Origin of the sequence: Arthrobacter woluwensis, assembly GCF_030816155.1 — a bacterium.
Taxonomy (GTDB): domain Bacteria; phylum Actinomycetota; class Actinomycetes; order Actinomycetales; family Micrococcaceae; genus Arthrobacter_E; species Arthrobacter_E woluwensis_A.
Genome location: NZ_JAUSXR010000001.1, coordinates 12,203 through 38,065, shown reverse-complemented (window position 1 = coordinate 38,065; position 25,863 = coordinate 12,203). Strand labels below are relative to the sequence as shown.

The following is a 25,863-nucleotide window of genomic DNA, read 5'->3' as shown; positions in this document are numbered from 1 at the left end:
GGGGCCCTGAGTTTATTTGTAACCCTTGGCGAGCACGGCTTCCGTGTCCCGGGTGATCGCGGCGACCGTTTCCGGGGCGAGCGGGCCGCGCGGCGGGCGGGTCACGCCGCCTCGCTGGCCCACGATGTCCTGGGAGAGCTTGATCGCCTGGACGAACTCGGTCTTGCTGTCCCAGCGCATCAGCGGGTGCAGATCGCGGTAGATGTCCCGTGCCCGGGCGAGGTCGTCGCCCTGGTCCGAGATGGCCAGGCGGTAGAGCTCCATGGAGATCTCCGGGATGGCGTTCGGGTAACCGGACACCCAGCCCACGGCCCCGGCGAGGCCGAGCTCCAGGACAGTGTCGTCCGCGCCCATGATGATGTCCAGCTCCGGGGCGAGTTCCTTGATCTCGTAGGGACGGCGGACGTCGCCGCTGAACTCCTTGACGCCCACGATCAGGCCCTCGCCGTGGAGGCGGGCGAGGAGGCGCGGCGTGAGGTCCACCTTGGTGTCGATCGGGTTGTTGTACGCCACGATCGGGAGGCCGGCCTTGGCCACCAGGCGGTAGTGCTCCACCACCTCGTCCTCATTGGCACGGTAGGTGTTCGGCGGCAGCGCCAGGACGGACTGCGCCCCGGCCTCGGCGGCCTGCTCGGCCCAGCGGAGCGACTGCAGTCCGCCATACGCGCCGACGCCGGCCATCACGGTGAAGCCCTCGGGTGCGGCCTCGATGGCGGTGGTGATGACGCGGGCCCGCTCCTCGTCGGAGAGGGTCTGGTACTCGCCCAGGGACCCATTGGGGGCGACGCCGTCGCAGCCGCCGGCCGCGAGGAAGGCGATGTTCTGGGCGTACGCGTCGTAGTCCACGCTCAGGTCGTCGTTGAACGGGAGGGTGGTGGCGACGTGGACTCCACGCCACGGCTTACGGACTTCGGTCATTTCCGGTTCCTTTCAGGGAGGCGGCTCAGCGCCACGGGGGCAGCCGCACTGTGAGTCGCCTCACAGGATTAATTTACCATGTGACATTGCACAATATTGAAGGGTGATGCCGGGGCACGCGCCCCGGCATCAGGGGTGAATCAGCTGGCGGGGACCACGTACTGCTGGTCGGCCACCTTGCCCAGGCCTTCGGTGAGACCCGCGCCCGTCAAGAGCTTGGTGATGGTGCCGTCCTTGCGCTGCGACTCGATGCCGTCGCTGAGCGCCTGCTTCAGGCTGGTGTTGCCCTTGGTCAGCGGGAAGGCCGCTTCCGGCGAGTGGGTGATGGCGCCGACGCGGGGGTCCGGCTTGTCGTTGGCCAGGGAGACCGTGATGCCCTTGGCGTCCTTGAACTGCAGCACCTGCACGCCGTAGGCGTCGACGTCCGCGTCCAGACGGCCGGCGTCGAAGTCCGCCTTCAGCTCCACGCTGGAGGGGTAGGTGACCAGCTTGTCGCCCAGGATCTTCTTGAGGTCCTCGACCCAGAGGTAACCGTCGATCGTGCCGACCTTGTTCATCTTCTCCAGATCGGCCACCGTCTTGGCGCCGGTCTTGGTGGCGATGCCCATGCCGTCCAGGTAGGTGGAGGCGGAGAAGTCCACAGCCTTCAGACGCTTCTCGGTGGCGTCGATCGTGCCGACGGCCAGGTCGATGCTGCCGCCGGAGATCGACTGCACGGCGTCGGCGTAGGTCGCCTGCTGGTAGACCGGGGTCAGGCATTCGTCCTTGGCGATCTTGTCCACGATCGAGATGTCGATGCCGTTCGGCTTGCCGCTGTTGTAGCTGCTGAAGGGCGGGATGTCGATGACGCCCACGGTCAGCTTGCCCGAGGCGACGGTGGTGACGCCCTGGTGCTTCGGCGTGCAGTCGGCCGACGCCGTCGTCGAACCGGAGCTTCCGCAGGCCGTCAGGCCGACACCGGCGAGCAGGACGACGGCGGCCAGCGCACCGGGGCGCTTGAGCTTCTGGATTTTCATGGGGTTCCTCTCAAAGGGGGTTGTGGGAGTTTCAGAGGCCGGGTCAGGCATGACGGGACATGCGCTTTTCGAAGTAGACGGTGATCCAGGTGGCCGGCATGGAGATCGCGGCGTAGCAGATGCCGGCCAGGGTGAAGATCTGCAGGTAGTTGAAGTCCTGGCTGCCGATGTTGTAGGCGGACTTCATCAGCTCCGGGACCGCGATGGCGTAGGCCAGTGAGGTGCCCTGGAACATCTGGATGGCCACGCCCATCAGGCCCGGGATCGCCGACCGCATGCCCTGCGGCATGATGACGCGGAAGAACGTGTCCCGGGAGGACAGGCCCAGGACCTGAGCCGCCTCGGCCTGCCCACGGGCCACGGACTGCAGGCCCGCGCGGATGATCTCGCTCGAGTACGCCGCGGCGTTCCACACGAGCGCGATGCACGCGGCCTGGATGCTCTCGAACGCGATGCCGAACTTCGGCAGCCCGTAGTAGACCAGGTACAGGATCACGAGGGCGGGGGCGCCGCGGCCGATCTCGACGATCGCAAGGCCCAGGGTCCGGATGACCAGGTTCTTGCGCTGCACCATGACGCTCAGGAGCAGGCCGAGCGGGTAGCCGATCACGATCGACACCCCGGCGATGAAGAGACTCACGCCGAGCCCGGACAGCATCTGGGGCATGTAGTCCGCCCATTGCTGAAACCAGTTCATACGAAGATCGCCTTCCTCATGCGGGCGTCGAGACGCCGGGACAGGAAGGCCACCGGCAGGCTCAGGACGATGTAGATGATGCCCACGATCACGTACGGGAGGATGCCCTCCACCGTGGGGTGCTGACGGGCGAACGACTGGGACTGGAACACCATCTCCGCCACGATGATGGTGGAGGCGATGGAGGAATCCTTCAGCAGGCCCACCAGGTATGTGGCGATGGACGGGGAGACGATCCGGAACGCCTGCGGGATCACGACGCCGAAGAAGGTGGTGGTTCCCGACAGGCCCAGCGCCTTGGACGCCTCCAGCTGACCGCGCGGCACGGCCTGGATGCCGCCGCGGTAGATCTCGGCCAGGTAGGCGATCGACACCACGCCCAGGCCCACGATCGCGGCGTTGACGGGGTCGAACTTGAACGTCCCCAGGTGGATGCCGAACTTCAGCAGGAACAGCCAGACGATGATCGGCACGCCGCGGATCAGGTCCACGAGCAGTCGCGCGGCCCAGCGCAGCGGCGCCACGGGCGAGGTCAGGGCCAGGGAGAGCGGGACCGCTCCGACGATGCCGATGGCGAACGCGGCCAGCGTCAGCCACAGCGTCATGGGCAGGCCCTGGACGACGGCGGTGAGCGCTTCCATGTCAGCGCTCCAGGACGGCGCGCAGGAAGCGGCGGGTGCGCGCCTCCTGCGGGTCGCTCATGATGGCGCGCGGATCGCCCTGTTCGATGATCTTGCAGTCCGCCATGACCACGAGGGTGTCGGAGACGTCCCGGGCGAACTGCATCTCGTGCGTCACCACCACCATGGTCATGCCGTCCGCCGCGAGCTCCCGCATGACGGCCAGCACTTCCAGGCCGACTTCGGGGTCCAGGGCGGAGGTGGGCTCGTCGAAGAGCATGATCGACGGGTCCAGGGCGAGGGCCCTGGCGATGGCGATGCGCTGCTGCTGGCCGCCGGAGCAACGGCCGGGGTGCTGGTTCGCCTTGTCCTTGAGACCCACGCGTTCGAGCAGCTGCATGGCCCGCTCGTCGGCCTCCTCCTTGCTGCGGCCCAGCACCCGCTGCTGCGGGAAACTGATGTTCTTCAGCGCCGTCATGTGCGGGAAGAGGTTGAAGGACTGGAAGACCATGCCGACGGCGCTGCGCAGGCGGGCCAGGTCCTTGGGGGCGATGTTCTTCCCGGGTTCGATCGTGTGACCGGCCACCCGGATGGTGCCGCCGTCGGGCTGCTCCAGCAGGTTGATGCACCGGAGGAAGGTGCTCTTCCCGGCGCCGGAGGGGCCGATCAATGCGGTGACGGTGCCGGGTTCCACATCCAGGGACACATCGTCCAGGACCACATGGTCGCCGTAGTGCTTCCTGATGTTCTCCAGCTGGATGCCGAGCCGTGGCACCCGGTGCGCTTCGGTGGGGGTTGATTTCGCCATGCCTGTCTTCCCTGCCAGGGCCGGAGCTCCGACCACGTGAGTGCCATGTGATTCACATCACTGGCTCAGTACAATGTTACATGTCACGTGCCGTGGGTCAAGGGTGTTTTTCGGGAAGTTCGGGAGGGCTTCGTGCTGGATCCTGAGCAGCGTGCGGCCTGCGAGCTGCGGGAGCCGCTGTCCATTCGACGGGGGTGATGGTTGACTGGGCCGGTGGCAGACATCCCGCACCATCTCGACATCGCCGGCACGGCGTTCACCCTCATCGACGCACCCGAGCCCATCGCCTGCTGGACGGCGTCGCTCGAGGCGGCCCACGGCGGCTCCTCCCCCACGGTGAACATCATCGTGGAGCCCGCGGCGGAGCCCGGACCGGAAGTCCTCCGGCTCACCGCTGAGGTGATCGCCCGGTTCGGCGAACTCGCCGACGTGGCCGGCGCGTATCTGCGGGAAGAGCTCCGTGAACCGGGCTTCGGCCTGCGCGACGACGAACTCCAGGCTCTGCGGAGCGACCAACCACCGTTCGGCGAACCCGAGGCGGTCATCTGGGACGACGGCGGCTGGATGCTCCGGTTCACGGAGTCGCCACTGGAGCTCGCGGATCCCTACGGCATCGGCGTGCTGTTCGAGGGCATGACCCCCTCAGCGGTCGAGGACCTGTCCGACCCCGACCCGGCCTGAGGCCCGAGGTCCACCACGACGACGGGCGGGGAGCCGGAACGTCCGTTCCGGCTCCCCGCCCGCTCCGTGCGCCGCCTCGTCGGGCGGAGCCGTTCAGCCCATGGTCTTCTGACCGTCCAGGGCCTCCCGGATGATGTCCGCGTGCCCCGCGTGCTGCGTGGTCTCGGCGATGATGTGGATCAGCGTGCGCCGCGCTGACCAGCTCCGCGCTTCGCCCCACGGCGTCGCGGGGAGATCATGCGAGACCCCGAGGTCTTCCAGCCCCTCGACCGCACGCTCGGTCTCCTCCGCGGCAGCCCGGTAGTCCTCCAGGGCGCCGGCCAGCGTCTCGCCGTCGGTCAGCCGGAACCCGTCGGCGTAACGGGCGAAATCCTCCTCGGTCAAGTTCGAGAAGCTGCTCGTAGCGGCCGCCGACTCCGGGCCGTTCACGATGAAGTCCACCCAGTGCTGCTCCACCGACGTGACGTGCTTGATCAGGCCGCCGAGCGTCAGCTCGCTGACCGTGGTGCGCTTCCGGGCGTCCTCTTCGCTCACCCCGCGACAGGTGTAGCTGAGGAACTCGCGGGCCTGCGCCAGGGCACCCAGCAGATCGGCCTTCTCGCCCGTGCCCACAGCGTTGATCATCCGTGCAGTCATGACATCTCCTTGGTCGTTCCGGTCTTGATGTCTTCAACGCTACGCACCATTGGTGTCACTTTCCGTCCTCAATGAGGAGGAAACTGAGAACATGGCGAACACGAGTTCACGGACGCTCCGGCTGCTCTCCCTGCTGCAGGCACGACGGTACTGGCCGGGAGCGGAGCTGGCCGGGCGGCTGGAAGTCTCCGTCCGCACCCTCCGGCGCGACGTCGAGCGCCTCCGGGATCTGGGCTACCCCGTGGAGGCGGCGCGCGGAGTCGACGGCGGCTACCAGCTCGCGTCGGGGGCGGCCATGCCGCCGCTGCTGCTGGACGACGAGGAGGCCGTAGCCCTTGCGATCGCCTTGCGGTCGGCCGCCCAGGGGGCGGTGAGCGGGGTGGCCGAAGCCTCGGTGCGCGCATTGGCGAAACTCGTCCAGGTGATGCCGCGAGGGCTGAGGAGAAGGGTCGAGGCGATCGGGGCGGCCACCGAGAGCCACTTCTGGGAACCGGTCGAGGAGATGATCGATCCGGAACTCCTGATCATCATCGGGCAGGCCTGCCGGGACCAGGAGCGGATCGGATTCGACTACACCGCGGCCGACGGGCGCGCCAGCACTCGGCACGTCGAGCCTCTGCGCATGGTCCGCCTCGGGCTGCGGTGGTACCTGGTCTGCTACGACCTGGACCGCGGCGATTGGCGCTCCTTCCGTCTGGACCGGATGAGCCGGCCGGTCCCGACCGGCGCCCGGTTCGCCCCGCGGACCCTGCCCGCGGAGAACCCCGTCGCGTTCATCCGCGACCGGGCCGACAAGGCGCCGGGTCCGCAGGACGTGGTCGCACTGGTCGCAGCGCCGGAGCGCGAGGTGACCGAAAGGATCGGGCGGTGGGCCACGGCCTCGGCGGTCTCCGACGGCAGCTGCCGCGTGACCGTGCACGCGAAAACCCTGGACTGGGCGCTCCTCGCGCTCGGCATGCTCGACGCCGACTTCACCATCGAATCACCGCGGACCGCGATCGACGGCGCCCGGGCACGGGGCGAACGGCTGATCAGGGCGTCCGGGTCTCAGCCGCTCGACGCCGGCAGGTGACGTCCGTCAGCCCGCTGCCGCGGCCTCCCGCATCGCCTGGGCCCGGTAGGCGCGGGGATTCGGGAGCTTCGCGGTCTCGAAAGCCCTGCGCAGCCGCTGCGTATTGTCGAATCCCGAATAGGTCGCGACCTCCTCGACCGTGAGATTGATATACACGGGATCACTCAGGAGCCGTTTGGCTTCCTGAAGCCTGCGATCGCGAATGGCCTGACTGACATTCTTTCCCTGCTGCGCATAAATGTCCTGAAGATTCCGGACCGACATCTTCAGAAGAGAGGCCAGTTCGGTGACCGAGAATGACGGATCGATATAACGTCCGTTGATCAAATACTGGGACTGACTGAAAGCTCCCGATCGCCCACGCCGCTCAGCCTCGCTGACGCCTTTCACACTCAGGACGACACTGGCGACCATCTCCTGCAGGAATTGATCGATGAAATAGTTGTTGAGCGGTCCCGCGGCGCGGTGATGTGCGACAGACGTGCCGAACGCGAGAATGGACTCAGAAAGAGTCCCCCCGGGCCCGAACTGCAGGGGATCTTTAGTGACCGTTCCAGGGGTGTATCCCTCGAGGATTTCTTTGGACGTCTCGATGATGAGGACTCTCGCGCCGTCGGAGAATTCAACGGTCCGGTCCTCGCCGGGGCGGAGGACGAACCCATGGCCCGCCGATCGGACCATGCTGCCGTTGCGGGAATGCACGCTCATCGTCCCCTCGGAAAGGATCGAGAGCTTCACCGATCCGATGCCCGGGTCATGGTGGATGCCATAGGTCCCGCCCTCGATGACCACGTCCGAGGCGCCCGTGTTGCCGGTGTAGAAGCTGACCCCCTCGGCCGAGAAGGTCGGAGCGGACTGTGGGGAAACCCCGAACTTGCCGAAGCTCTCGACGTTGAGAAGGGTGTCCACGCCGGAACTGATGTCCTCGATGAACCCACCCCCGTCGACGACCAGCTTGTTCTCGACCACTTTCCATTCAACGGGCCCCCGGGGAGGGTGCGGAATCAGCGTCGTCGGCCTCATAGGTCGTCTCCTTGTCTTGCCTGTCATGAAAGTCGCAGCGACCATCCGCCGCCGGCCTGAACCGAATGGCGAAGGCGCGCAGAAGAAGAGCGCGAACGCCACTCCGGCAGCACGTCAGAATCGGACGGAGCACCACTCGCCAATGAGTCGAAGCTCCATTTTGCGCACGATTTGCGTCATTTTGCGCACCGGGTCTGTTGTATGGTCATAAGTGTGAGTGGCGCACCTTCAGTTTCGTGACGCGATTAATCGGATTAATCTTCCACGGACCCTCCTAAGCTGACCAGACGTCAATGCTGGGAGGACCCGGGGAGCACCCCTCGGGGCAGCCCGCTAAATGCGGCGGTAAGCGACATTTATTCGCAAAGTATCGTCTGGCACGTTTATGTCGTTTGTTTGGCGCAAATTTCATTCTTTTGGTTGAAAGCACCGAATTCTTGATGCATTGTTGCCTCGAAACAGTGCCCCGGAGAATCAGCCTCCGAACCACTTCATCCATGGGAGAAAAACCTTGCCCGACATCACTCCGCCTTCACCTCAGCACGTCACCCGCCGGTCCGTCGCCCGGTCCGCAGTGTGGGCGACTCCGGTCATCGCCGCTGCCGTCGCCGCACCGGCCGCCGTGGCCTCCGTGACCCCCACTTGCCCCACCTGTGTCAAGGCCGGCATTCCGCTGGTCGGTGGCCTGGCCTCCGGCGCCTGGACCTCGCAGGCGCTGGTCGCCGGCAACAAGGGCACCATCGCCCTCGGAGGCGCCTTCGGCCTCGACGCGACCCAGTGCGGCATCACCTGGCAGAACATCTTCCAGCCGGCCTTCACCTTCGTCGTCACGCAGGCCACGCTGACCATGTCCGACGGCCGGACCTACACCTCCGGGGCAGGCCTGGGCGTCGGAGCCGGTAACACCTCCACCGTCGGCGTCTTCCCGAGCGCTTTCGTCTTCACCAACGTCACCCTCCCGAACGGCGGAGCGGTGGTGGGCATCGGGTCCTACCCGGTCGTTCCCAAGACGCTGTCGGTGAACGTCACCCTGTCGCTCCAGTACGGCCTCGGCCTGACCCTCCAGTGCCCCTACACGCTCACGTGGAACCTCAACGGTGTGGCGACCGGTGGAGTGGCCTTCGGCATCGGCACCGTGAACTTCTCGGGTGTCGCCACCGTCTGAGGCCTCCCGCCTCGTCATCTCTCCCGGTTCCCGGCCTGAGCCCTCAGGCCTGTGTCCGGACGATTTCTACCGAAGGAAACAGCATGTCCAACATTCCGTTCACCCAGGCCCGAGCAGACCAGATCGTGGCAGGCGTCAACCAGACCGACGCCGCATCGTTCGCGTCGGTCCTGGCGCTGCCTGACAACCTGGTCCCCCTCCCCGCGGTCGCCGCGAACACCTCATGGCCGGCCGACGCCCACATCGACGCCTCGACGTTCGTGGCCAACGGCAGCACCGGCGTCGTGCAGATCTCCTCGAAGGGCCAGTCCGTCGAGCTCTCTCTCGTGCTCCAGGACAACGTCTGGAAGATCGCCCCGAGCGGCGCGTACAGCAACGCGGTCGAGGCCGCCGGCTAAGGCGACTGACGGACCGTTCGCGGTCCCACCCGAAGTTTGGGCAACTCACCCGATGGGGGAGTGAGATGTCCATGACGCGTGATCTTCACCTGACACCTCGAAGGTCACGCACCGCAAGCGTGGCTGCATGGAGTGCCCCCCTAGGTGGAAATGCAGCCACGCTTGTCCCCGTCCGGCGCGGGATCGCGCGACGGGGACCCTTGGATCTTCCCGGCCGACGCACGCCACGCGTCCCACACCCCACAGCGCAGCACAGCAGGATGGATTCCGCTTTCACATGCTTCTTTTTCACAACGTGTCCCACCCGATCAGCGGAAAGCCGATGCTCCTCGAGGTCGAAGGAACGGATTACCAGGACGCTTACGGGAAGCTCCAGCAGCGCCTCCGGGACCTCGCCCACGCAACCACCCATGTCGCGGCCGTCTCCACCGGAGGGAGCCGGCGGACGTCCCTTGCGCGCTACGTCGAGCCCGAGGCCGTGGACACGCCCGGCATGCCTCAGTGCGCGTGCTGCTTCCACACCGCCTGATCCCTGTGCCAGACCCCTCATCTGAAAGAACCGCATGTCGCCCGTGACCCCTCCGATCACCGTCGGAGATCCCGTACGAGTCATCCGCCACACCCTCATCGAAGGGATCGACTACACGGACCGCAGAGGCACCGTGGTGCGCGAACGGTTCGATGTCCGCGGATTCACCCTCTTCGTGACCTTCCCCGAAGCCGGGCTGCCCTCCGAGTGGTTCCACCCGGAAGAGCTCGAGCGATGAGCCGGCCCTCGGTCCCCTGAGCGCCGGCCGGCGTAATGCCGGACGATCGCCACAGTGTAGGGCGGTTTCCCCCGTACAGAAAGGGGGTTAACCGGCCCCGTGAGACCTGTTTGAGTGGTTTCAAGGTCGCAGCAGCGGCCGGTTGGAAAGCACTGGAAAGGAGATCATCATGGCCGATCGCGAAAACCCAGGTCAGTTCGGAAACCGTGAAGACACCGAGGAGCAGGCCCGCCGCGGAGGCGAGTCGAGTTCCGGGCAGTTCGGTGCGGAGTACGGCGCCGATCCGTCAGAAGCCGGTCGTGAGGGTGGCCAGAACAGCCCCGGCCAATTCGGTTCCGAGAACGGCGCCGACCCCTCAGAAGCCGGTCGTGAGGGTGGCCAGAACAGCCCCGGCCAATTCGGTTCCGAGAACGGCGCCGACCCCTCAGAAGCCGGTCGTGAGGGTGGCCAGAACAGCCCCGGCCAATTCGGTTCCGAGAACGGCGCCGATCCGTCAGAAGCCGGCCGCCGCGGAGGCGAGAGCAGCTACAACGGCGAGGACTGACTGAGCCCGCCCCGGAAACGCAGATGCCGCCGTCGTCGTCCAGAAGGGACGCCGACGGCGGCATCAGCGTCGGCGCTTCAGCGCGTCAGTCGCGCGTCGGCACCGGGAGGCCCAGATGCTCGCGGAGCGTTCTCCCGCGGTACTCGGTCGGATACACGCCGCGTTCCTGGAGCGCCGGAACCAGGTGGTCCACGATGTCGTCCAGACCGGTCGGGATGAGCCACGGGGAGATGTTGAACCCGTCCACCACCCCGTCCCGCGCATACTCGGCCAGGTGGTCGGCCACCGACTGGTACGAACCCGTGAACGTCGCATCCCGTCGGGCGGACTGGGCCGTGACGAACTGCCGGATGGACAGCCCCTTGTCCTTGGCCTCCGCTCGCCACTGGTCGGCCAGCTGCCGGGCCCGGGCCCCATGGAACCCACTGCCACGCGTCTCGCTCGTCTCCTCCACCACCGGATCGATGTCCGGAAGGGGGCCATCCGGGTCGTAGCCGGAGAGACTGGTGCCCCAGAACTGCTCCAGGAACGCGATCGCCTGCTGGGGTCCGATCTGCTGAGACCGGACCCAGGCCTTCTTCTCCAGCGCTTCGGCCTCCGTGGGCGCCAGGATGAACTCGCTCGCGGGGAAGATCTGGAGTTCGTTGGGATGACGGCCCGCCGCCACCGTGCGCTCCACCAGATCGGCCCGGAAGGTCCTAGCGTCCTCCAGCTGCGGATGGGCGGAGAAGATCACGTCCGCCTGACGCGCCGCGAAGTCCCGTCCTTCCGGAGAGTCGCCCGCCTGGAACAGCACCGGACGGTACTGCGCGCTGCGCGGCAGCCGCGGGACGACGTCCACCGAGTAGTGCTGCCCCTCATGCCGGACCCGGCGCGCGAAGGCGCCTCCCTCACCGGCACTTCCCTCGAAGGCACCCCCCACGCCGGCCCCGGACGCCCACGACTCCGCCGCTCCGCTCTCCGCGATCACGCCGTCGTCCCAGGAATCCCAGATCTCCTTGGCCAGCTTCACGAACGCCTCCGCATGCGTGTACCGGTCGGCGTGGTCCAGGTATCCCCCGCGCCGGAAGTTCTGGCCCGTCCACGCGTTGTCCGTGGTCACGATGTTCCACGCGGCCCGGCCACCCGAGATCAGATCCAGCGACGCGAGGCGGTGTGCCAGGTCCGCGGGGTCGTTGTACGTGGTGTTCTGCGTGGCCACGAGACCGATCTTGTCCGTGACGCCGGCCAACGCGGCGAGCATGGTCTGCGCATCGGGCCGGCCCGCCACATCCAGTTCGTGGACGCGACCCAGATGCTCCCGCAGGCGAAGGCCCTCCCCCAGGAAGAACGCCGCGAACAGGCCACGTTCGGCGGTCTGGGCGATCCGGCGGAACGACTCGAAGTCGGTCTGCGAACCGGCTTCGGGCGTCTTCCACACGGTGCCCGAATTGACGCCCTGGAAGAAGATCCCGAACTGGATCTGCCCACTCGGCCGGAAGTCCGCCGTGGTGTGACCCTGCGTGCTGTCGCCACTCATGCCTGTGCCCCTGTCCCGGCCGCGACGCTGCGCGCGGCCTCCGTCGAATAGCGATTGACCGCGCGCTCCAGCCCGAGCACGGCGCGGAAGGTGCCTCCCGGCGCCGTCGGGCGCAGAAGGTTCCGCGAGCGCAGCAGCGGGAGGGTCAGCGCGGACAGTTCCGGCAGATCCGTGTCAAGCACGGCAGGGTGCAGACGGACTCCGTCGGCGAGGCCCAGGAGATCCGCGAGGACCTCCGCAAGCGCTTCGGCCGTCCCCGTGAACCGCGCGCGCCCGGTGGCCCACGGCGTCGCCGCGTCCAGCGCGGCCAGGCGGTCGGCGGCGCCTAGGCCCCGCGCGTCGAGCACCACGTCCAGCTCGGCGATCAGGGCGGGACCGCCCTCGGGCCGAGAGCCGAACTCCTCCTGCGCCTCAGCCAACCGGGCGCGGAGGTGCTCCAGCGAGGGTGCGCTCACCAGGACGGCGTCCACCTCGCGCGGCGACAGCGGACCGTCCCCCGAGACCAGGTCCGCCGGCGCCACGACGGGCAGCTGACCCTGCAGGGGACGCGGAATGATGGACGGGCCCTTCACGAAGTAGCCCTCGCCGTCGCCCAGATCGGCCTGGAAGTCGGCGTAGTGGAGACGGTCGGCGTCGAGGTAGCGGCCCGAGTCGACGTCCTTGATCACGGCGTCGTCCTCCCAGGAGTCCCACAGCCGGCGGTTCGCCTCCACGGACGCTCCCGCTTCGGCACGGCGGCGGTCACCGTCCGCGACGGAACGCCCGACGGCGGCGGCCTCCCGCGCGTCGTCGCTCGCCGCGAGCAGCCAGCCGCCACGGCCCTGCGACACGTAGTCGAGACTGGCCAGCTGTGTGGCCACATGGAACGGCTCGGTGTAGACGGTGTCGACCTCGGGCAGGAGCCCGATCGAGTGGGTCAGCGGCCCCACGAACGCCGCGCGCTGGAGGGCGTTGAGCCGGGCCTGCGCGTCGGCGCCCTCCGGCAGGGGACCGTCGGCGTAGCTCAGGGCGTGGAAGCCCGCGGATTCCGCGGCGAGCGCCACGTCCCGGAGCCTTTCGGGACCCAGGACCGACGCCGGTGCAGTCCTGCTTGCGCGCCAGGCGGCCGGGTGCGATCCGGCGCCGTCCGCTTCGAGGATGAGGAACCCGCTCATGCCGCGGCCCCCGTCTCGGGAGTGCCGTCGGACTGAGGGGCATCCGCCGTGGCCCGATCGACCGGCAGCTTCTCCCCCGCCTCGACGGCCACCGGCAGGCGGTTCCCCGCAGGCGGCAAGGGGCACGTGGCGAAGTCCGTGTAGGCGCACGGCAAGTTCACCGCGCGGTTGAAGTCCAGGACGGCGGTCCCGTCCTCGGCCGGGGTGACCACGAGCGAGCGGTTGGCCGGGTACGTGGTGTCGCCGCTGGTCAGGTCCGTGAACAGCACGTTGAGAGTGCCCGGAGCGTAGCCGTTGAAGGCGGTCAGCACATGTTCCTGGCCTCCCAGGGTGAACCGCAGGCGGGCGGGCGATTCGTAGACATGCTCGATCCCCTCCACCACGGCTCCCACCGTGACGGCCTGAGGCTGCTCGAAGTACTCGACCTGCGCCCTCACGGCGAACTCCTCGGACGCAGGATACGCGGGCGTGCCCGGGTATCCTGCGCGGAGCGAGTAGCCGGGGTCGCGGGGCCGGATCACCAGGAAACCTCCCCGCCGGGCCACTTCGATCTGCACCCGACCGTGGTCCAGCAGCACAGCGTCCCGCTCGGCGATGGGGCCGAGGACGGTGGTGCTGCCGGTGCCGTCCGGGTTCAGTTCGCGGCCCTCCCAGCTAAGGCGCTCGACGGCGGACAGCGTGATGGTCACGGTGTCCTCGACGGCGTTCCAGAGGCCCGGGATGCCCGGGATCCGCTGGGGCGCGTCGTCCAGGAAGTACAGCCCGGTGACCGCCAGGAATCCGTGGGGCGCCGCCCGCTGTTCCTCGTGGCGGGCGTGCCAGGCGTCCCACTCGGCCTGGAAAGCGCCGGGCTCCGGGGCCGCCGGGGCGGCCTGGCCGGTCGCGGCCGTGGTCTGTTCGGTCACGGCCGTGGTGCTGTCAACTGACGAAGGCATGCTGGCTCCTGTGCTGGTGGTTGAGTCCGGTGATGCGGGCGGCCGCGTCCGGTTCGTGCGCCCCCGCGACGGCGGGACGGCCGCCGTACGGGTCCGCCTCCTCCCACAAAGTGGTCGGGGCCGCCGCGCGGACCGCCGGGATGACCTCGGCGGCGAAGCGTTCCAGCAGCTCGAGCTGCTGGTCGAACGGCAGGGTGGTGGGCAGCGAGATGGACTGCAGATCGTGGCCGTAGAGCTCGTGGTAGGACAGGATCTTGTCCACCACTTGCTCCGGGCTCCCCACGAGCGCCGGACCTTCGGCCACCGCGTGGTCGATGTCCCGGTACGGCGAGTTGTTGCCCGGGACGTTCCGGTGCGCGGTGAGCGCTTCGTAGACCGGGCCGAACTGGGCCTTGGCCTCCTGCGTGGTGTCGGCCAGGAAGACCCCGCCCGCGCCACTGCCGGACCCCAGGTACGCGAAGCGCGGGTCGTGTCCGTGCCGCGCGTACTCCTCGCGGTAGTGATCGATCAGGACCTTGTAGTTCTCCCGCGGCTGGATGGCGTTCGCGGTGAAGAGCGGGTCGCCGTACTGGGCGGCGAGCGCCGCACTGGTCAACGACGTCGCCGAGCCGTGCCAGACGCGCGGCGCCCCGGCGAAGGGGCGCGGCGTCGTCGTGGTCGGGTCGGTGAGCGCGGGACGGAAGCGACCCTCCCAGGTGACGCCCTCCTCCCGCCAGAGGCGGTGCAGCAGCCCGTACTTTTCGGCGAGCAGCTCCCACTGGTCGTCCAGGGACAGGCCGAAGAGCGGGTACTGCAGCACCTCGTTGCCTTTGCCGATCACCAGTTCGAGGCGGCCGGCGGAGAGCTGGTCGATCGTGGCGTAGTCCTCGGCCACGCGGACCGGGTCGAGCACCGAGAGCACCGTCACCCCGCTCTGCAGGCGGATGCGGCTGGTGACGGCGGCGATCGCGGCCAGCACCGTGGTCGGCGAGGACGAGATGAACTCACCCGCGTGCCGCTCCCCCACGGAGAAGGAGTCGAAGCCGAGCTCCTCGGCCCGCCGTGCGGTCTCCACCACCTGGCTCAGCCGCTCGGACGGGGACACGATCTCCCCGGTCAGCGGGTTCTTCAGATGCGGGATGATGTCCAGGACCTGGAATTTCATTTCTTCGCTCCCGGGGTGGATCCGTAGTTCTCCGCCGTGATGGTCTCGGAGTCCGGCAGGGCCTCTTCGGACAGGCCCCAGCGGGCGAGGACCTTGGCGTAGCTGCCGTCCTTGATGCTCGAGTTCAGCGCCTCGGTGATGGCGTCGGCCAGGCCGTTGCCGCGCTTGGCGACCGCCGCCACGAGCGTGGTGGCCGGCCAGCCGGCGTTGACCTTGCCCACGACCTTGAGATCGTCACGGGTGTTCGCCCGGTACACGGCGGACGGGTAGGGGCCGAGGTTCAGATCGGTGCGGCCGGAGGACAGGGCGAGGATCGTGTCCGCCTCATTGGCGTAGTACTCCAACTGCGCGGGCGCCTTGCCCTTGGCTTCGAGCTCCTTGTTCCAGGCCAGCAGGATCTTCTCCTGGTTGGTGCCGGATCCCACGGAGATCTTCTTGCCGGAGATGTCGTCCGAGCCCTTGATCTCCAAGGTGGAGTCCTTCTTCGCCTCGAACCCCATGAACGCGGCGCGGTAGCTGGAGAAGTCGAACAGCTTCACGCGTTCCCCGTTGATCCCGACGTTCGAGAACACCGTCTCCACCTCGCCGGACTGGGTCTTCAGCGGCCAGCTCTCCCACGACGTGACCTTCACGTCCAGTTCCAGGCCGAGCTTGTCCGCCACGAGCTGGGCGATGTCCAGCTCGCTGCCGACCGGCGTCTTGTCATCCGTGGCGTGGAAGGACAGCGGGATGGAACCGGCGCTCGTGGCGACCGTCAGCTTCCCGTCCTTGGACACGGCGGCCGGGACCTTCGCGGCGGCGGTCGCATCCTTCTGCACCCGGATCCGGTCCTGCTGCGGCGAGGTGTTGTAGGTGACGCCGTTGCGGGCGGCGGTGGTGGGCCCCGAGGCCGCGTTGGCCCCCGGGTCGGAGCACGCGGCGAGCGTGGGGACGACGACGGCGGCGAGCGCCGCGAGAGCCAGGGCGCGCTGGGGTGCGGTGCGGTGAAGCATGGTGGTCCTTAGATGTTGAAAGCAGGTTCGATGACTTTGGAGAGGAACGCCCGGGTGCGTTCTTGCTGCGGGCTGCCGAAGAGCTGGGCGGGCGGTCCGGATTCGACGATGCGGCCCTGATCCATGAAGACCACGGTGTCCGCGACGTCCCGGGCGAAGCCCATCTCGTGCGTGACCACGATCAGCGTGGTGCCGGTGCGGGCCAGATCCCGGATGACGTCCAGGACCTCGTTGACCAGCTCGGGGTCCAGGGCGGAGGTGGGCTCATCGAACAGGACCAGGCGGGGTTCGAGGGCCAGTGCCCGGGCGATCGCGACGCGCTGCTGCTGTCCTCCCGAAAGCTGCCGGGGGTACGCCTGGGTCTTGTCCGCCAGACCGACGCGGTCCAGAAGAACCTTCGCTTTGGCGGTCGCCTCCTCACGGCTCCGGCCCTGCGCCACGATGGGCGCCTCGATCACGTTCTCCAGCACGGTCAGGTGCGGGAAGAGGTTGAAGTTCTGGAAGACGAAGCCGATGCCGGTCCGTTTCGCCAGGATGTCCTTCTCCTTGCGCTCCAGCAGCCGGTTGCCCTTGAGGCGGTAGCCGACCGGTTCGCCGTCGATCGCGATATAGCCGGAGTTCAGGGTCTCCAGGTGGTTGATGGTCCTCAGGAGGGTGGACTTGCCGGAGCCGGACGGCCCCACGATCACGGTCACCTCGCCGGGCCGGACGGTCAGGTCGACGCCCTTGAGCACCTCGACGTGACCGAAACTCTTGTGGGCGTTGACGATGTCGACACGGCCCACGGTCCCGGGGGCGGCGTCACCTCGCACGGACTGCTTCGCCGTGTCCGGGGCTGCCGTGGCGGCTGCTGCTTCGACGGTGCTCATGGGAGGTCCTTCCGGGCGGGTTCCTGACCAGTGGTCTCGGCCGTGGTCTGGGCCGCGGGCTGGAGTGCCGGGCGGCGCCCCGGGGCGAGGTTGGCGCGGATGCGCTGCCAGGGGGTCGGCGGCAGATTGCGCACCGAACCCCGCGAATAGTGGCGTTCGATGTAGTACTGGGCGACGCTCAGCACCGAGGTGATGACCACGTACCAGAGGGTCGCCACCAGCAGAAGCGGCAGCACCTGCTGGGTCCGGTTGTAGATGACCTGCACGGTGTAGAACAGCTCCGAGTAGGCGAGGACGTAGACCACGGAGGTGCCCTTGACCAGGCCGATGATCTCGTTGAACGCGTTGGGCAGGATGGCCCGCATGGCCTGCGGGAGCACGATCCGGGTGTTCCTCCGCCAGGCCGGGATGCCGAGGGCCGCGGCTGCTTCGAGCTGCCCCGCGTCCACGGAGAGGATCCCGCCGCGGATGATCTCGGCCGAGTAGGCCGCCTGGTTGAGGCTCAGACCGAGGACTGCGGCCGCGAACTGGCTGATCAGCGTGGTGGTGGAGGCTTCGAAGAACCGGACGTCCGTGAACGGGATGCCGAGGCTGATCTTCTCGTACAGGTACCCCAGGTTGTACCAGAGCAGCAGCTGGACCAGCAGAGGGGTCGAGCGGAAGATCCAGGAGAACGTCCAGGCCACGCCCACCAGAAGCGGCGAGGCGGAGAGCCGCATGAGTGCCAGGACGAAGCCGAGCAGGAAGCCGAGGGTTCCGGCGATCACGGTCAGCTTGAGGGTCTCCAGCAGGCCGTTGACCACCGACTGCGCGGTGAACCACTGAGCCACCACGCCCCACTCCCAGCGCGGGTTGGTGGCCAGCGAGTAGGCGATCGCCGCCACGAGGATCGTGACCAGCACGGTGCCCACCCAGCGCCAGGGGTGCCGCGCCGGGACCACCCGGAGGTCCGCGCCGGCCGGGAGTGCCGGCGTCGCGCCGTCCTGCTTGGCGCCGTCCGAAGTCGCACCGTCCGCCGCCGCGTCCGCGGTCAGGAGGCCGAGCGAGTGGCGGTGTTCCGTCCCGTCGTCGAAGGTCGTGGGGAAGCCCGTGGCGGGGGCCGCGTTCTGCGGTTCGGCGGGCTGGCCGAGCACCCCCTCCGGGGGCCCTGCCGGGGTGTTGGTGATGACACTCATGGGAAGTCCTCGATGATCAGTTCCAGTGGGATTGGGTGCCAATCTATGGACCGTCGAGGGGCACGTTCAAGGGGCCGATTCACATTCCTGCACCCCCGTTCACGGCGCGTCTTTCCGGGTCACACGGGGCCATATGCGGCTCCCCACGACGCTCCGTGACGAGCCGTGAACCCCGGCGTCGGGGCGTGACGGCGGGGCTGGATTCCGGGCCGTCCGCGCTCCTAGGGTCGGGTTCCACCAGACCGTTCCCGCAGCCGTTCCCCGGCCCGCGTCCCAGGAGGAAGCCATGAGTCACCGCAGGCCCACGCTCGTCATGATCGGGGCGGGTCCGCGCGTGGCCGGAGTCCTGGAGCGGCTGGCCGCGAGCGCGCCCGAACTCCTCCGCAGCCCGGTGGATCTTCACCTCGTGGATCCTCAGGAGCCGGGGTCGGGCCGCGTCTGGCGGCACAGCCAGTACGCCGGTCTGCTGCTCAACTCCATGGCCCAGGACATCACCCTGTTCACCGACGCCACCGTGCATTGCGCGGGGCCACGGGCCGAGGGCCCGGACCTCCTGGCCTGGGCGGGTCTGCTCACCGCAGGAGATCTGGACGACGACGGCCACCCCGCCGACCCTGCCCTGGAGGATCCGGACCTGCTCGCCGAGGCCGCGGCCCTGCGCACCGGGTCCTTCCCCAGCCGCCGCCTCTTCGGCGCCTACGCCCGCTGGTTCCTCCACCGGGCCGTGCTGCGGCTGGCGCCCCGCGCCCGGGTCACCGTGCACCGCGACACCGCCACGGCCGTCCACCACGACGACGCCGGGTACCGCGTGCAGCTCGCATCCGGGCCGGCGCTGGACGCCGACGTCGTGCTCTACTCCCTGGGGCACAGCGACGCCCGACCGGACGCCCGCGAGCGCACCCTGACCTCCTTCGCCGAACGGCACGGCGGCCTGTACCTCCCGCCGGCCTACACCGCCGACGCGGACTACGCGGGCATCGCTCCTGGTCAGGACGTGCTGGTGTCCGGTATGGGACTGGCGTTCGTCGACCTGGTGGTCCTGCTGTTCGAAGGCCGTGGCGGGCGCTTCACGCCCCGGGCCGGGGGCGGCTTCGACTATGTGCCCTCCGGACGGGAACCCCGGCTGTGGGCAGGGTCCCGTCGCGGAGTGCCGTATCACGCGAAGCCGCAGGTCGCCCTCCGGGGCCCGGCCCCGAGCGGCACCCGCTACCTCACTCAGGAGGCCGTGGGGACGCTGCTGAACTCCGTGGACGAGATCGGGTTCCGGGAGCATCTCTGGCCTCTCGTGGCCAAGGATGTAGCCCACGCGTACTACAAAGAGCTGTTCACGGCCTCGCCCGAGCGGGTCGACGGGCCCTGGGACGCCTTCGAGCGTCGACTGGACACCGTGGAGTGGGGATCAGTCGAACAGCGGCGCCTGCTGGCCGACTTCATCCCGGATCCGGCGTACCAGTTGGACTTCGAGCGGGTCGACCGGCCGCTCGGCACGGGACAGGACCCTACGCTCGGCAGTCTGGCCGACCGCGAGGCGGCGGTGCTCCGGCATGTCGAGGAGGACCTCCGGCTGCGCAGCGACCCCACACACAGCGAGCAGACCGCGCTCTTCACCGGCTTCCTGTACGCCTACTTCTCCCTGGGCACGCTCGTGCCCGTGGAGCGGCTGAGCGCGTCGGCGCTGGCCGAGATCAACGAGTGGTGGCACGGCTTCTTCTCCTTCATCGACTCCGGTCCGCCCCCGCACCGGCTCGAGGAGATGCTCGCGCTGCACCGCGGCGGGTTCCTGCGCTTCCTCGGGCCCGGGGCCGTGATCTCGCCGGACGAGTCGAACGGCCGGTTCGTCGCCTCCCTCCCGGGCAGCGAGGACACGGTGAGCGTCTCGGTCTTCGTGGAGGCCCGCCTTCCCGAACCGACCGTCGAGGGTTCCCGGAATCCCGCTCTCTGGCAGCTCGGCAGCAGTGGGCTGGGACGGGAGAAGCAGGTGCTCACCCGTGCCGGTGTCAGCAGCTCCGGGCGCCTGGCCGTGGATGCGCAGCAGCGCATTCTGGGGCCCGACGGCGCGGAGCGGCGCCACCTGTTCGCCGTGGGACCTTGGACGTCGGCGTGGGGGTCGGCCGCTTTCGCGCGGCCGCGCACGAACGCTGCCCCGTTCCGGGAGAACGACGCCCTGGCGCGGAGGCTGCTCAAGGCCCTGAACGACGTCGCGGCCGGCGGGCTCACCGACTCGGACGCGGCGCCCACACCGGAACGGCTGCGCGCCTGAACCGGCCTCGTTCCCGACTTCTCCACCCACCCACGGCAGGCCACCGCATCGCGGGCCGCCCCCGACACAGCCCCTCAGAGACGGAAGATCCCATGAGCATCACCGCGAACCACCTGGCCGCACCCACCTTATCCTCCGCCGGACCGGCCCCTTCAGAGAGCCCCGAGCTGACGGTGATCGAGGTGCATCTGCACGATGCACGGGTGAAGCCGCTGCTGGACGAACTCGCCGTCGAATACTCCACCCGGTACGGCGACTTCTTCTCCGCAGCCGGCGCGCAGGAGGAGCTGTCCCGCTATCCGGCCAGCGAATTCGAGCCCCCGCACGGCTCCCTCCTGATCCTGCAGGAAGGCGGGGAGACGGTGGCCGGCGGGGCGTTCCGCCGCTACGACCAGGAGACGGCCGAGTTCAAGAGGATCTGGACGCACTCCGCGCATCGCCGCAAGGGCCTGGCCCGCCGGGTGCTGGTGGAGCTGGAGCGCGTGGCCCGGGACCGCGGGTACACCAGGGTCTACCTGACCACGGGCCCCCGGCAGCCCGAGGCGAAGGCGCTGTACCTTGCCACGGGGTACACGCCCCTCTTCGACCTCGACGCCGACCCGGAGGAGATCAAACACCTGGCCTTCACCAAGCCGCTCCCATCCGCCTGACGCTCCTCCTGCTCCTGACGCTCCTTACTTAAACGCAAAGGAACAGTTAGTGCCCGGACCCGCCACGGATCCGGGCACCAGCTGTTCCCTCGCGGAGCCGGCGCAGCCCCTGAACGCGTCGCTCTATCCGAACTCGCGCTCGAACGGCGTGGTCCCCGTGACGCGGACGAAGCCGTACCGTTCCAGGATCGGACGCGAATAGTCGGTCGAATCGCTGTTGATCAGGGAGATGCCCTGTGCCAGCGCCGCTCGGGCCCGCTGAGCGGTCACGGCCCGGTAGATGCCCTGACCGCGCCACTCTTCCAGCGTGAAGCCACCCCAGATCCCGGCGAAGTCGGTTCCCGGCACCGGCTCCAGCCGTCCACCGGACACCACTTCGCCGTCGGCCACCGCCATCCACGCCTCGGTGCCGTTTCCACGGGCCAGCCGGCCCATCAGATCAGCGGCGCGACGCGGAGCATCGGCGGCACTCCCGCCGAACGCGTCCTCCGCCGCGATGCACAGCGCCAGGGCGTCCTCGAGGGTCAGCACCCGCTGCAGGCTGACGCCGTCGGGAAGAGGAACCTCGACGGCGAGCGCGGCGGCGTCCCCGATCATCACCGACTCCTCCTCGCCCTCCGTGAAGCCCGCCGCCCGGAGAGCATCCCCCAAGCCGGGGAGCCCGTCATGGCTGCGGGTCTTCCACTCGAGCGTGGACAGCGGACGGCGCGGGGCCTGCACCGGTGTGCCGGCCGGCGGCGAGCCACCCTGCAGGACCGTCCCGGCCCGAGGCGCGGACGTCACTGGTCCGGCACCGGCCGTGAGCCCAGCGCCAACTGTAAGCCCCGTGTTTGCCGCGAGCCCAGCGTCTGAGGTGAGTCCAGTGTCTGCGGAGAATCCCGTGCCGTCGGCTTCTCCCCCGGCCGCTCCGCTCCTACCGGATCCGGTGGAGGACTCATCCTCCAGACCTCCGACCTCGCCCGCCAGGTCCAGCACGGCGGTGAGCCCGGCGTCCACCAGAGCGGCCAGGCGTCCCGGACGGGTCAGCTCGTCGCGGAGCAGTGCGGCATTCCCCTCCTGACCCACCGCGCCGTGGCTGATGAAGCCCGCTTCTCCCGCGAACACCGCCGTCATGACCGGGAGGAACGGACCGTCCCCGGTGCCCTCCGGGACGGCAGAAGCCTCCACCAGCACGCCCTCCCGGGGATACCAGCGCAGCAGGCGATGCGCCAGCGCGCCCTGGGCCTCGGCGTCGAGCCTCAGCTGAGAGTCATACGCGGCCAGCATGCCCGGTTCCTCACTCATGGACGGTCTCCCCCGCAGCGGCTGCAGCGGCGCGAGCCGCGTCCTCGATCCGGTCGCGGTACGCGGACCAGCGGGCCTCATCGAAGTCGGGAAGGTTCGGATGCCCCGCGGTGTATCCGACACTGCCGTCGATCAGTTCGCGCACGATGTCCGCGTGGCCCGCGTGATGGGCGGTCTCCAGGTCCACGTGGACCAGGATCTGGTGAAGCGTGACGTTCCGCGTCTCCGGCTTCCACCAGGGCACCACGCCCGGGGCGTCGAGGTCCAGCGCCTCGATGGTGGCATCGCTGTGAGCGGCCGAGGCGTGGTGCAGGTCCAGGATGCTCTGGACCGATTCCGTCTCCGGCACCCACATGTCCGCGTTGTCCTCGGCGTCCGGAGCGCTCCAGGGCATGGGGTGCTCGAAAGGTCTGTCGAAGACCAGCCCGAAGTACTCGGCCTGGACGCTGGCGACGTGCTTCACCAGACCCAGGAGATTGGTCCCGGTCCGGGTCAGAGGACGGCGGAGATCGTACTCTCCGAGTCCGTCCAGTTTCGCCAGCAGGCCCGTTCGCCGCGCCCGGAGATAACGGTGCAGGGTCGTCTTGATGTCCTCTGGGGTGTGAGTCATGCCACGAGCCTACGACAAGGGTCCGACAGAAGATCCAGCCCTCGCACCGCCCCATCGATTCCCGGCGGGGCCTGACGGGTTCAGGAGCTTTGACACCCCCTCCCGCTAAGCTATGGCCATGGCCAGCAAGAGCACTGACTCCAAAAGCACAGAGGACAAAGTCCAGACGATCCGCGAGGGCTACACCTTCTCCGGCCCCGTGATCGAGCTGGGAGCGGCGATCGTGGACGACGCCGTCCACCAGGACGCCCCGGTCCGGCTGCCCCTGGGCATGATGAACCGTCACGGCCTCGTGGCGGGCGCCACGGGCACCGGCAAGACGGTCACCCTGCACATGATGGCGGAGCAGCTGTCCGCCGCCGGGGTGCCGGTCTTCCTGGCCGACATCAAGGGCGATCTGTCCGGTCTGTCCGTGCCCGGCGCGGGCGGGGACAAGCTCCTGGCGCGCACCGCCGAACTCGGCCAGGAGTGGAAGGCCGCGACGTTCCCGGTCGAGTACCTCGCCCTGGGCGGCAACGGCAAGGGCATCCCCGTGCGGGCGTCGATCACCAGCTTCGGCCCCATCCTCCTGTCCCGGGTCATGGACCTCAACGACACCCAGGAGTCGAGCCTCCAGCTGATCTTCCACTTCGCGGACCAGAATCAGCTGGAACTGGACGATCTCAAGGATCTCCGGGCGGTCATCCAGTACCTCACCTCGGATGAGGGGAAAGAGGCGCTGGCCCAGCTCGGCGGCCTGTCCAAGGCGACCGCCGGCGTCATCCTGCGCGAGATCGTGGCGCTGGAGGCCCAGGGCATGGAGCAGTTCTTCGGGCTCCCCGAGTTCGACCCTTCCGAGCTCCTGCGCACGGCCCCGGACGGACGCGGCGTCATCAGCGCGCTCGAACTGCCCACGCTGCAGGACAAGCCCGCGCTGTTCTCCACGTTCCTCATGTGGCTGCTGTCCGAGCTGTTCGAGACTCTTCCGGAGGCCGGCGACCTGGACAAGCCCAAGCTCGTCTTCTTCTTCGACGAGGCGCACCTTCTCTTCACCGGCGCCTCCAAGGCCTTCCTGCAGGCCATCACCCAGACCGTCCGGCTCATCCGTTCCAAGGGCGTGGGCATCTTCTTCGTGACCCAGACCCCCAAGGACGTCCCCGCAGACGTCCTCGGCCAGCTCGCGAACCGGGTCCAGCACGCGCTGCGCGCCTTCACCCCGGACGACGCCAAGGCGCTCAAAGCCACGGTGTCCACCTTCCCGGTCAGTGACTACGATCTGGACAAGGTCCTCACCTCCGCCGGGATCGGCGAAGCTGTCATCACCGTCATGAATGAGAAGGGCGCTCCCACTCCGGTGGCGCTGACCCGTCTCCGCGCGCCGGAATCGCTCATGGGTCCGGCGGATGACGCCACCATGAACCAGGTCGTCCAGGCGTCGTCCCTGGCCACCAAGTACAGCCAGGCCACGGACCGCCAGTCCGCGTTCGAGAAGCTCCAGGGCACCCCCGTCGCCGGTGCTCCCGGGCAGCCGGGAGCACCGGCGGGCACGGGCTCCGCGGACCAGGGCGCTGTGAACCAGGGCTCCGTGGATGAGGAGGCCCGCCGCATCGAGGCGGAGATCCTCGGACACTCGGTGCCCGGCACCCCGGCGCAGACCCCCGCCCCCAGCGCACCCGCGCCGAGCGCACCCCCGCCCCCTGCCCCGGAACCCGCGCAGAACCCGATGGGTGACATCATGGGAGGCCTGGGCTCTGCACTGGGCGGCGGGCTCCGCTCCATGGTGCGGTCGCTCGGCACCCAATTGGGCCGCGACCTGGGTCGCAGCATCTTCGGCACCTCATCGAGAAGCAGGCGCCGCTGACACGGTGCGCCCCGCAGCCCGGGCGAAGGACAGGAAGGACGACCGGACGCGAGATGAGGTTCAGAGCAGCGTGACGTGGACACAGACCACCATCAAGGTGGCCGCATCCTGGCTTGCCGGCATCATGCTGGTGGCCGCCGCTGCCATCGTCACCATCGTCGTGGTGAACTCCGGACCGGCGGGCGCACAGGAGCCGGTGCGCGCCTACCTTTCGGCGCTCAAGGACGGCGACGGCGGCAAGGCCCTCGGACTGGTCCGCGCCCAGGTGCCGGCCGGGAACCCCGGCCTCCTCGACGGTGCCGGCCTCAAGGCGTCGGTGGAGAAGCTCGAGGACCTCACGGTGGGGAGTCCGGAACGCCAGTCGGACGGCAGGATGTCCGTCCCGGTCACCTACTCCCTGGAAGGCGTGCAGAACAGCACCCGCTTCCTGGTGGAACCCGCCGGGCACGAGTGGCTGTTCTTCACGCGCTGGCAGCTGGTCCCGTCGAGCCTGCCCACCCTCACGGTGAACGTAGTCAACTCGAACCTGGCCACCGTCAACGGCGTCACGATGAACGCCCCCAAGGGGCACGGACAGTTCCCGGTGTTCTTCCCGGGCACGTACGAGGCGTCGTACAGTTCCCCGTACTTCGCGGCCCCGGCACAGCGGGTCTCGGTCTCGGGACCCAGCAGCAGCCAGACGGTCAATCTGAACACGGAGGCCACCAAGAGCCTGGCCGACGCGGTCTCCACGCAGGTGCACAAGTACCTCGACGACTGCGCCGCGGAAGCCAACCACGAGCAGCGCCTCCAGCCGGATTGCCCGTTCTACCACGCCGGGCTGGAGCGGGTCACGCAGGGGTCGATCCGCTGGAGCATCGTGGAGTACCCGAAGGTGGAGATCCAGCCGTACAACGGCCGCTGGGTGGTCACGCCGCTCGGAGGAAAGGCGAAACTGAACGCGAAAGCGGTGGATCTGTTCACCGGCGTCGACGGGCCGCTGGAGCAGGTGCACCCGTTCAGCTTCACGGTGACGCTGAGCTTCACGGCGGACAAGGTGACGGTCACGCCTGTCGTCGACTACTGACCCGGGCCACCGCCCACCGC

General features: G+C 68.6%; 27 protein-coding genes. 11 read left to right on the top strand and 16 right to left on the bottom strand.

Annotation, left to right across the window (positions count from 1 at the left end):
• Positions 1-12: 12 nt before the first annotated feature.
• From QFZ52_RS00170 to QFZ52_RS00150, 5 genes are all read right to left on the bottom strand, one after another.
• Complete coding sequence (locus tag QFZ52_RS00170) at positions 13-918, bottom strand: dihydrodipicolinate synthase family protein (protein ID WP_307495609.1); 906 nt, start codon at positions 916-918, stop codon at positions 13-15.
• Between the two features lie 140 nt (positions 919-1,058).
• The gene (locus tag QFZ52_RS00165; RefSeq protein WP_307495608.1) at positions 1,059-1,934 is read right to left on the bottom strand and encodes a substrate-binding periplasmic protein; all 876 of its coding nucleotides are present in this window, start codon (positions 1,932-1,934) and stop codon (positions 1,059-1,061) included.
• Positions 1,935-1,977: 43 nt separating this feature from the next.
• Positions 1,978-2,631, bottom strand: coding sequence for an amino acid ABC transporter permease (locus tag QFZ52_RS00160; RefSeq protein ID WP_307495607.1), 654 nt, complete (start codon positions 2,629-2,631; stop codon positions 1,978-1,980).
• Entirely contained in the window at positions 2,628-3,272 is a 645-nt protein-coding gene (locus QFZ52_RS00155; protein WP_307495606.1) for an amino acid ABC transporter permease, read from the bottom strand. Before QFZ52_RS00155 ends, QFZ52_RS00160 begins: the two co-directional genes overlap by 4 nt.
• 1 nt (position 3,273) lies before the next feature.
• A complete protein-coding gene (locus QFZ52_RS00150) occupies positions 3,274-4,059 on the bottom strand; it encodes an amino acid ABC transporter ATP-binding protein (RefSeq protein ID WP_107003992.1) in 786 nt (261 codons plus the stop codon).
• Positions 4,060-4,272: 213 nt separating this feature from the next.
• On the opposite strand from QFZ52_RS00150, the gene QFZ52_RS00145 reads away from it, so the two are divergent.
• Positions 4,273-4,740: a hypothetical protein gene (locus QFZ52_RS00145; RefSeq protein WP_278267889.1), complete on the top strand. Its 468-nt coding sequence runs from the start codon at positions 4,273-4,275 to the stop codon at positions 4,738-4,740.
• Positions 4,741-4,833: 93 nt separating this feature from the next.
• On the opposite strand, the gene QFZ52_RS00140 is transcribed toward QFZ52_RS00145, so the two are convergent.
• Complete coding sequence (locus tag QFZ52_RS00140) at positions 4,834-5,376, bottom strand: DinB family protein (protein ID WP_307495603.1); 543 nt, start codon at positions 5,374-5,376, stop codon at positions 4,834-4,836.
• Positions 5,377-5,428: 52 nt separating this feature from the next.
• Between QFZ52_RS00140 and QFZ52_RS00135 the strand changes: the two genes are divergently transcribed.
• Complete coding sequence (locus QFZ52_RS00135) at positions 5,429-6,448, top strand: helix-turn-helix transcriptional regulator (protein WP_307495602.1); 1,020 nt, start codon at positions 5,429-5,431, stop codon at positions 6,446-6,448.
• A 6-nt stretch (positions 6,449-6,454) separates the two neighbouring features.
• On the opposite strand, the gene QFZ52_RS00130 is transcribed toward QFZ52_RS00135, so the two are convergent.
• On the bottom strand, positions 6,455-7,417 hold the full coding sequence (locus QFZ52_RS00130) for a helix-turn-helix domain-containing protein (RefSeq protein WP_307495601.1): 963 nt from the start codon (positions 7,415-7,417) through the stop codon (positions 6,455-6,457).
• A gap of 565 nt (positions 7,418-7,982) precedes the next feature.
• Between QFZ52_RS00130 and QFZ52_RS00125 the strand changes: the two genes are divergently transcribed.
• From QFZ52_RS00125 to QFZ52_RS16110, 5 genes are all read left to right on the top strand, one after another.
• Complete coding sequence (locus tag QFZ52_RS00125; RefSeq protein ID WP_307495600.1) at positions 7,983-8,636, top strand: hypothetical protein; 654 nt, start codon at positions 7,983-7,985, stop codon at positions 8,634-8,636.
• Positions 8,637-8,719: 83 nt separating this feature from the next.
• Positions 8,720-9,034, top strand: a complete 315-nt coding sequence (locus tag QFZ52_RS00120; protein WP_307495599.1) for a hypothetical protein — start codon at positions 8,720-8,722, stop codon at positions 9,032-9,034.
• Between the two features lie 277 nt (positions 9,035-9,311).
• Positions 9,312-9,563, top strand: coding sequence for a hypothetical protein (locus QFZ52_RS00115; protein ID WP_307495598.1), 252 nt, complete (start codon positions 9,312-9,314; stop codon positions 9,561-9,563).
• A 43-nt stretch (positions 9,564-9,606) separates the two neighbouring features.
• Positions 9,607-9,801 (top strand): hypothetical protein, encoded by a 195-nt coding sequence (locus QFZ52_RS00110; protein ID WP_307495597.1) that lies wholly within the window; start codon positions 9,607-9,609, stop codon positions 9,799-9,801.
• A gap of 169 nt (positions 9,802-9,970) precedes the next feature.
• Positions 9,971-10,345, top strand: coding sequence for a stress protein (locus QFZ52_RS16110; protein WP_373425603.1), 375 nt, complete (start codon positions 9,971-9,973; stop codon positions 10,343-10,345).
• A gap of 85 nt (positions 10,346-10,430) precedes the next feature.
• On the opposite strand, the gene QFZ52_RS00100 is transcribed toward QFZ52_RS16110, so the two are convergent.
• From QFZ52_RS00100 to QFZ52_RS00070, 7 genes are read right to left on the bottom strand one after another with little or no spacing between them, the layout of a single operon-like run.
• Entirely contained in the window at positions 10,431-11,864 is a 1,434-nt protein-coding gene (locus tag QFZ52_RS00100) for an NtaA/DmoA family FMN-dependent monooxygenase (RefSeq protein WP_307495595.1), read from the bottom strand.
• Positions 11,861-13,018 carry an LLM class flavin-dependent oxidoreductase gene (locus QFZ52_RS00095; protein WP_307495594.1) on the bottom strand — a complete coding sequence of 386 codons (1,158 nt, stop codon included), beginning with the start codon at positions 13,016-13,018 and terminating at the stop codon, positions 11,861-11,863. Before QFZ52_RS00095 ends, QFZ52_RS00100 begins: the two co-directional genes overlap by 4 nt.
• Positions 13,015-13,953, bottom strand: coding sequence for a DUF1684 domain-containing protein (locus QFZ52_RS00090; RefSeq protein WP_307495593.1), 939 nt, complete (start codon positions 13,951-13,953; stop codon positions 13,015-13,017). Before QFZ52_RS00090 ends, QFZ52_RS00095 begins: the two co-directional genes overlap by 4 nt.
• On the bottom strand, positions 13,937-15,097 hold the full coding sequence (locus tag QFZ52_RS00085; RefSeq protein WP_307495592.1) for an LLM class flavin-dependent oxidoreductase: 1,161 nt from the start codon (positions 15,095-15,097) through the stop codon (positions 13,937-13,939). Before QFZ52_RS00085 ends, QFZ52_RS00090 begins: the two co-directional genes overlap by 17 nt.
• The gene (locus QFZ52_RS00080; protein ID WP_307495591.1) at positions 15,094-16,089 is read right to left on the bottom strand and encodes an ABC transporter substrate-binding protein; all 996 of its coding nucleotides are present in this window, start codon (positions 16,087-16,089) and stop codon (positions 15,094-15,096) included. The genes QFZ52_RS00085 and QFZ52_RS00080 overlap by 4 nt, the downstream gene beginning before the upstream one ends.
• Positions 16,090-16,097: 8 nt before the next feature.
• On the bottom strand, positions 16,098-16,958 hold the full coding sequence (locus tag QFZ52_RS00075; protein ID WP_307495590.1) for an amino acid ABC transporter ATP-binding protein: 861 nt from the start codon (positions 16,956-16,958) through the stop codon (positions 16,098-16,100).
• Positions 16,955-18,133 (bottom strand): amino acid ABC transporter permease, encoded by a 1,179-nt coding sequence (locus tag QFZ52_RS00070; protein ID WP_307495589.1) that lies wholly within the window; start codon positions 18,131-18,133, stop codon positions 16,955-16,957. Before QFZ52_RS00070 ends, QFZ52_RS00075 begins: the two co-directional genes overlap by 4 nt.
• A gap of 286 nt (positions 18,134-18,419) precedes the next feature.
• Here QFZ52_RS00070 and QFZ52_RS00065 point away from each other — a divergent pair, with 286 nt between their 5' ends.
• Positions 18,420-20,393, top strand: coding sequence for an FAD/NAD(P)-binding protein (locus tag QFZ52_RS00065; protein WP_307495588.1), 1,974 nt, complete (start codon positions 18,420-18,422; stop codon positions 20,391-20,393).
• 92 nt (positions 20,394-20,485) lie between these two features.
• Positions 20,486-21,043: a GNAT family N-acetyltransferase gene (locus QFZ52_RS00060; RefSeq protein WP_307495587.1), complete on the top strand. Its 558-nt coding sequence runs from the start codon at positions 20,486-20,488 to the stop codon at positions 21,041-21,043.
• Positions 21,044-21,166: 123 nt separating this feature from the next.
• Here QFZ52_RS00060 and QFZ52_RS00055 read toward each other — a convergent pair whose 3' ends face one another.
• Both QFZ52_RS00055 and QFZ52_RS00050 read right to left on the bottom strand, forming a co-directional pair.
• Positions 21,167-22,327, bottom strand: a complete 1,161-nt coding sequence (locus QFZ52_RS00055; protein WP_307495586.1) for a GNAT family N-acetyltransferase — start codon at positions 22,325-22,327, stop codon at positions 21,167-21,169.
• The gene (locus QFZ52_RS00050) at positions 22,320-22,937 is read right to left on the bottom strand and encodes a DinB family protein (RefSeq protein ID WP_307495585.1); all 618 of its coding nucleotides are present in this window, start codon (positions 22,935-22,937) and stop codon (positions 22,320-22,322) included. The genes QFZ52_RS00055 and QFZ52_RS00050 overlap by 8 nt, the downstream gene beginning before the upstream one ends.
• 112 nt (positions 22,938-23,049) lie before the next feature.
• On the opposite strand from QFZ52_RS00050, the gene QFZ52_RS00045 reads away from it, so the two are divergent.
• Together QFZ52_RS00045 and QFZ52_RS00040 are read left to right on the top strand one after the other, a co-directional pair.
• On the top strand, positions 23,050-24,777 hold the full coding sequence (locus QFZ52_RS00045) for a helicase HerA-like domain-containing protein (protein ID WP_307495584.1): 1,728 nt from the start codon (positions 23,050-23,052) through the stop codon (positions 24,775-24,777).
• Positions 24,778-24,847: 70 nt separating this feature from the next.
• Positions 24,848-25,843, top strand: coding sequence for a hypothetical protein (locus QFZ52_RS00040; RefSeq protein WP_307495583.1), 996 nt, complete (start codon positions 24,848-24,850; stop codon positions 25,841-25,843).
• Positions 25,844-25,863: the final 20 nt, after the last annotated feature.

Coding starts and splice junctions, on each gene's coding strand:
- QFZ52_RS00165 (WP_307495608.1), bottom strand. CDS start 1,934: ATGAAAATCCAGAAGCTCAAGCGCCCCGGTGCGCTGGCCGCCGTCGTC.
- QFZ52_RS00050 (WP_307495585.1), bottom strand. CDS start 22,937: ATGACTCACACCCCAGAGGACATCAAGACGACCCTGCACCGTTATCTC.
- QFZ52_RS00150 (WP_107003992.1), bottom strand. CDS start 4,059: ATGGCGAAATCAACCCCCACCGAAGCGCACCGGGTGCCACGGCTCGGC.
- QFZ52_RS00070 (WP_307495589.1), bottom strand. CDS start 18,133: ATGAGTGTCATCACCAACACCCCGGCAGGGCCCCCGGAGGGGGTGCTC.
- QFZ52_RS00140 (WP_307495603.1), bottom strand. CDS start 5,376: ATGACTGCACGGATGATCAACGCTGTGGGCACGGGCGAGAAGGCCGAT.
- QFZ52_RS00085 (WP_307495592.1), bottom strand. CDS start 15,097: ATGAAATTCCAGGTCCTGGACATCATCCCGCATCTGAAGAACCCGCTG.
- QFZ52_RS00045 (WP_307495584.1), top strand. CDS start 23,050: ATGGCCATGGCCAGCAAGAGCACTGACTCCAAAAGCACAGAGGACAAA.
- QFZ52_RS00160 (WP_307495607.1), bottom strand. CDS start 2,631: ATGAACTGGTTTCAGCAATGGGCGGACTACATGCCCCAGATGCTGTCC.
- QFZ52_RS00055 (WP_307495586.1), bottom strand. CDS start 22,327: ATGAGTGAGGAACCGGGCATGCTGGCCGCGTATGACTCTCAGCTGAGG.
- QFZ52_RS00080 (WP_307495591.1), bottom strand. CDS start 16,089: ATGCTTCACCGCACCGCACCCCAGCGCGCCCTGGCTCTCGCGGCGCTC.
- QFZ52_RS00170 (WP_307495609.1), bottom strand. CDS start 918: ATGACCGAAGTCCGTAAGCCGTGGCGTGGAGTCCACGTCGCCACCACC.
- QFZ52_RS00120 (WP_307495599.1), top strand. CDS start 8,720: ATGTCCAACATTCCGTTCACCCAGGCCCGAGCAGACCAGATCGTGGCA.
- QFZ52_RS00115 (WP_307495598.1), top strand. CDS start 9,312: ATGCTTCTTTTTCACAACGTGTCCCACCCGATCAGCGGAAAGCCGATG.
- QFZ52_RS00155 (WP_307495606.1), bottom strand. CDS start 3,272: ATGGAAGCGCTCACCGCCGTCGTCCAGGGCCTGCCCATGACGCTGTGG.
- QFZ52_RS00090 (WP_307495593.1), bottom strand. CDS start 13,953: ATGCCTTCGTCAGTTGACAGCACCACGGCCGTGACCGAACAGACCACG.
- QFZ52_RS00095 (WP_307495594.1), bottom strand. CDS start 13,018: ATGAGCGGGTTCCTCATCCTCGAAGCGGACGGCGCCGGATCGCACCCG.
- QFZ52_RS16110 (WP_373425603.1), top strand. CDS start 9,971: ATGGCCGATCGCGAAAACCCAGGTCAGTTCGGAAACCGTGAAGACACC.
- QFZ52_RS00060 (WP_307495587.1), top strand. CDS start 20,486: ATGAGCATCACCGCGAACCACCTGGCCGCACCCACCTTATCCTCCGCC.
- QFZ52_RS00075 (WP_307495590.1), bottom strand. CDS start 16,958: ATGAGCACCGTCGAAGCAGCAGCCGCCACGGCAGCCCCGGACACGGCG.
- QFZ52_RS00065 (WP_307495588.1), top strand. CDS start 18,420: ATGAGTCACCGCAGGCCCACGCTCGTCATGATCGGGGCGGGTCCGCGC.
- QFZ52_RS00100 (WP_307495595.1), bottom strand. CDS start 11,864: ATGAGTGGCGACAGCACGCAGGGTCACACCACGGCGGACTTCCGGCCG.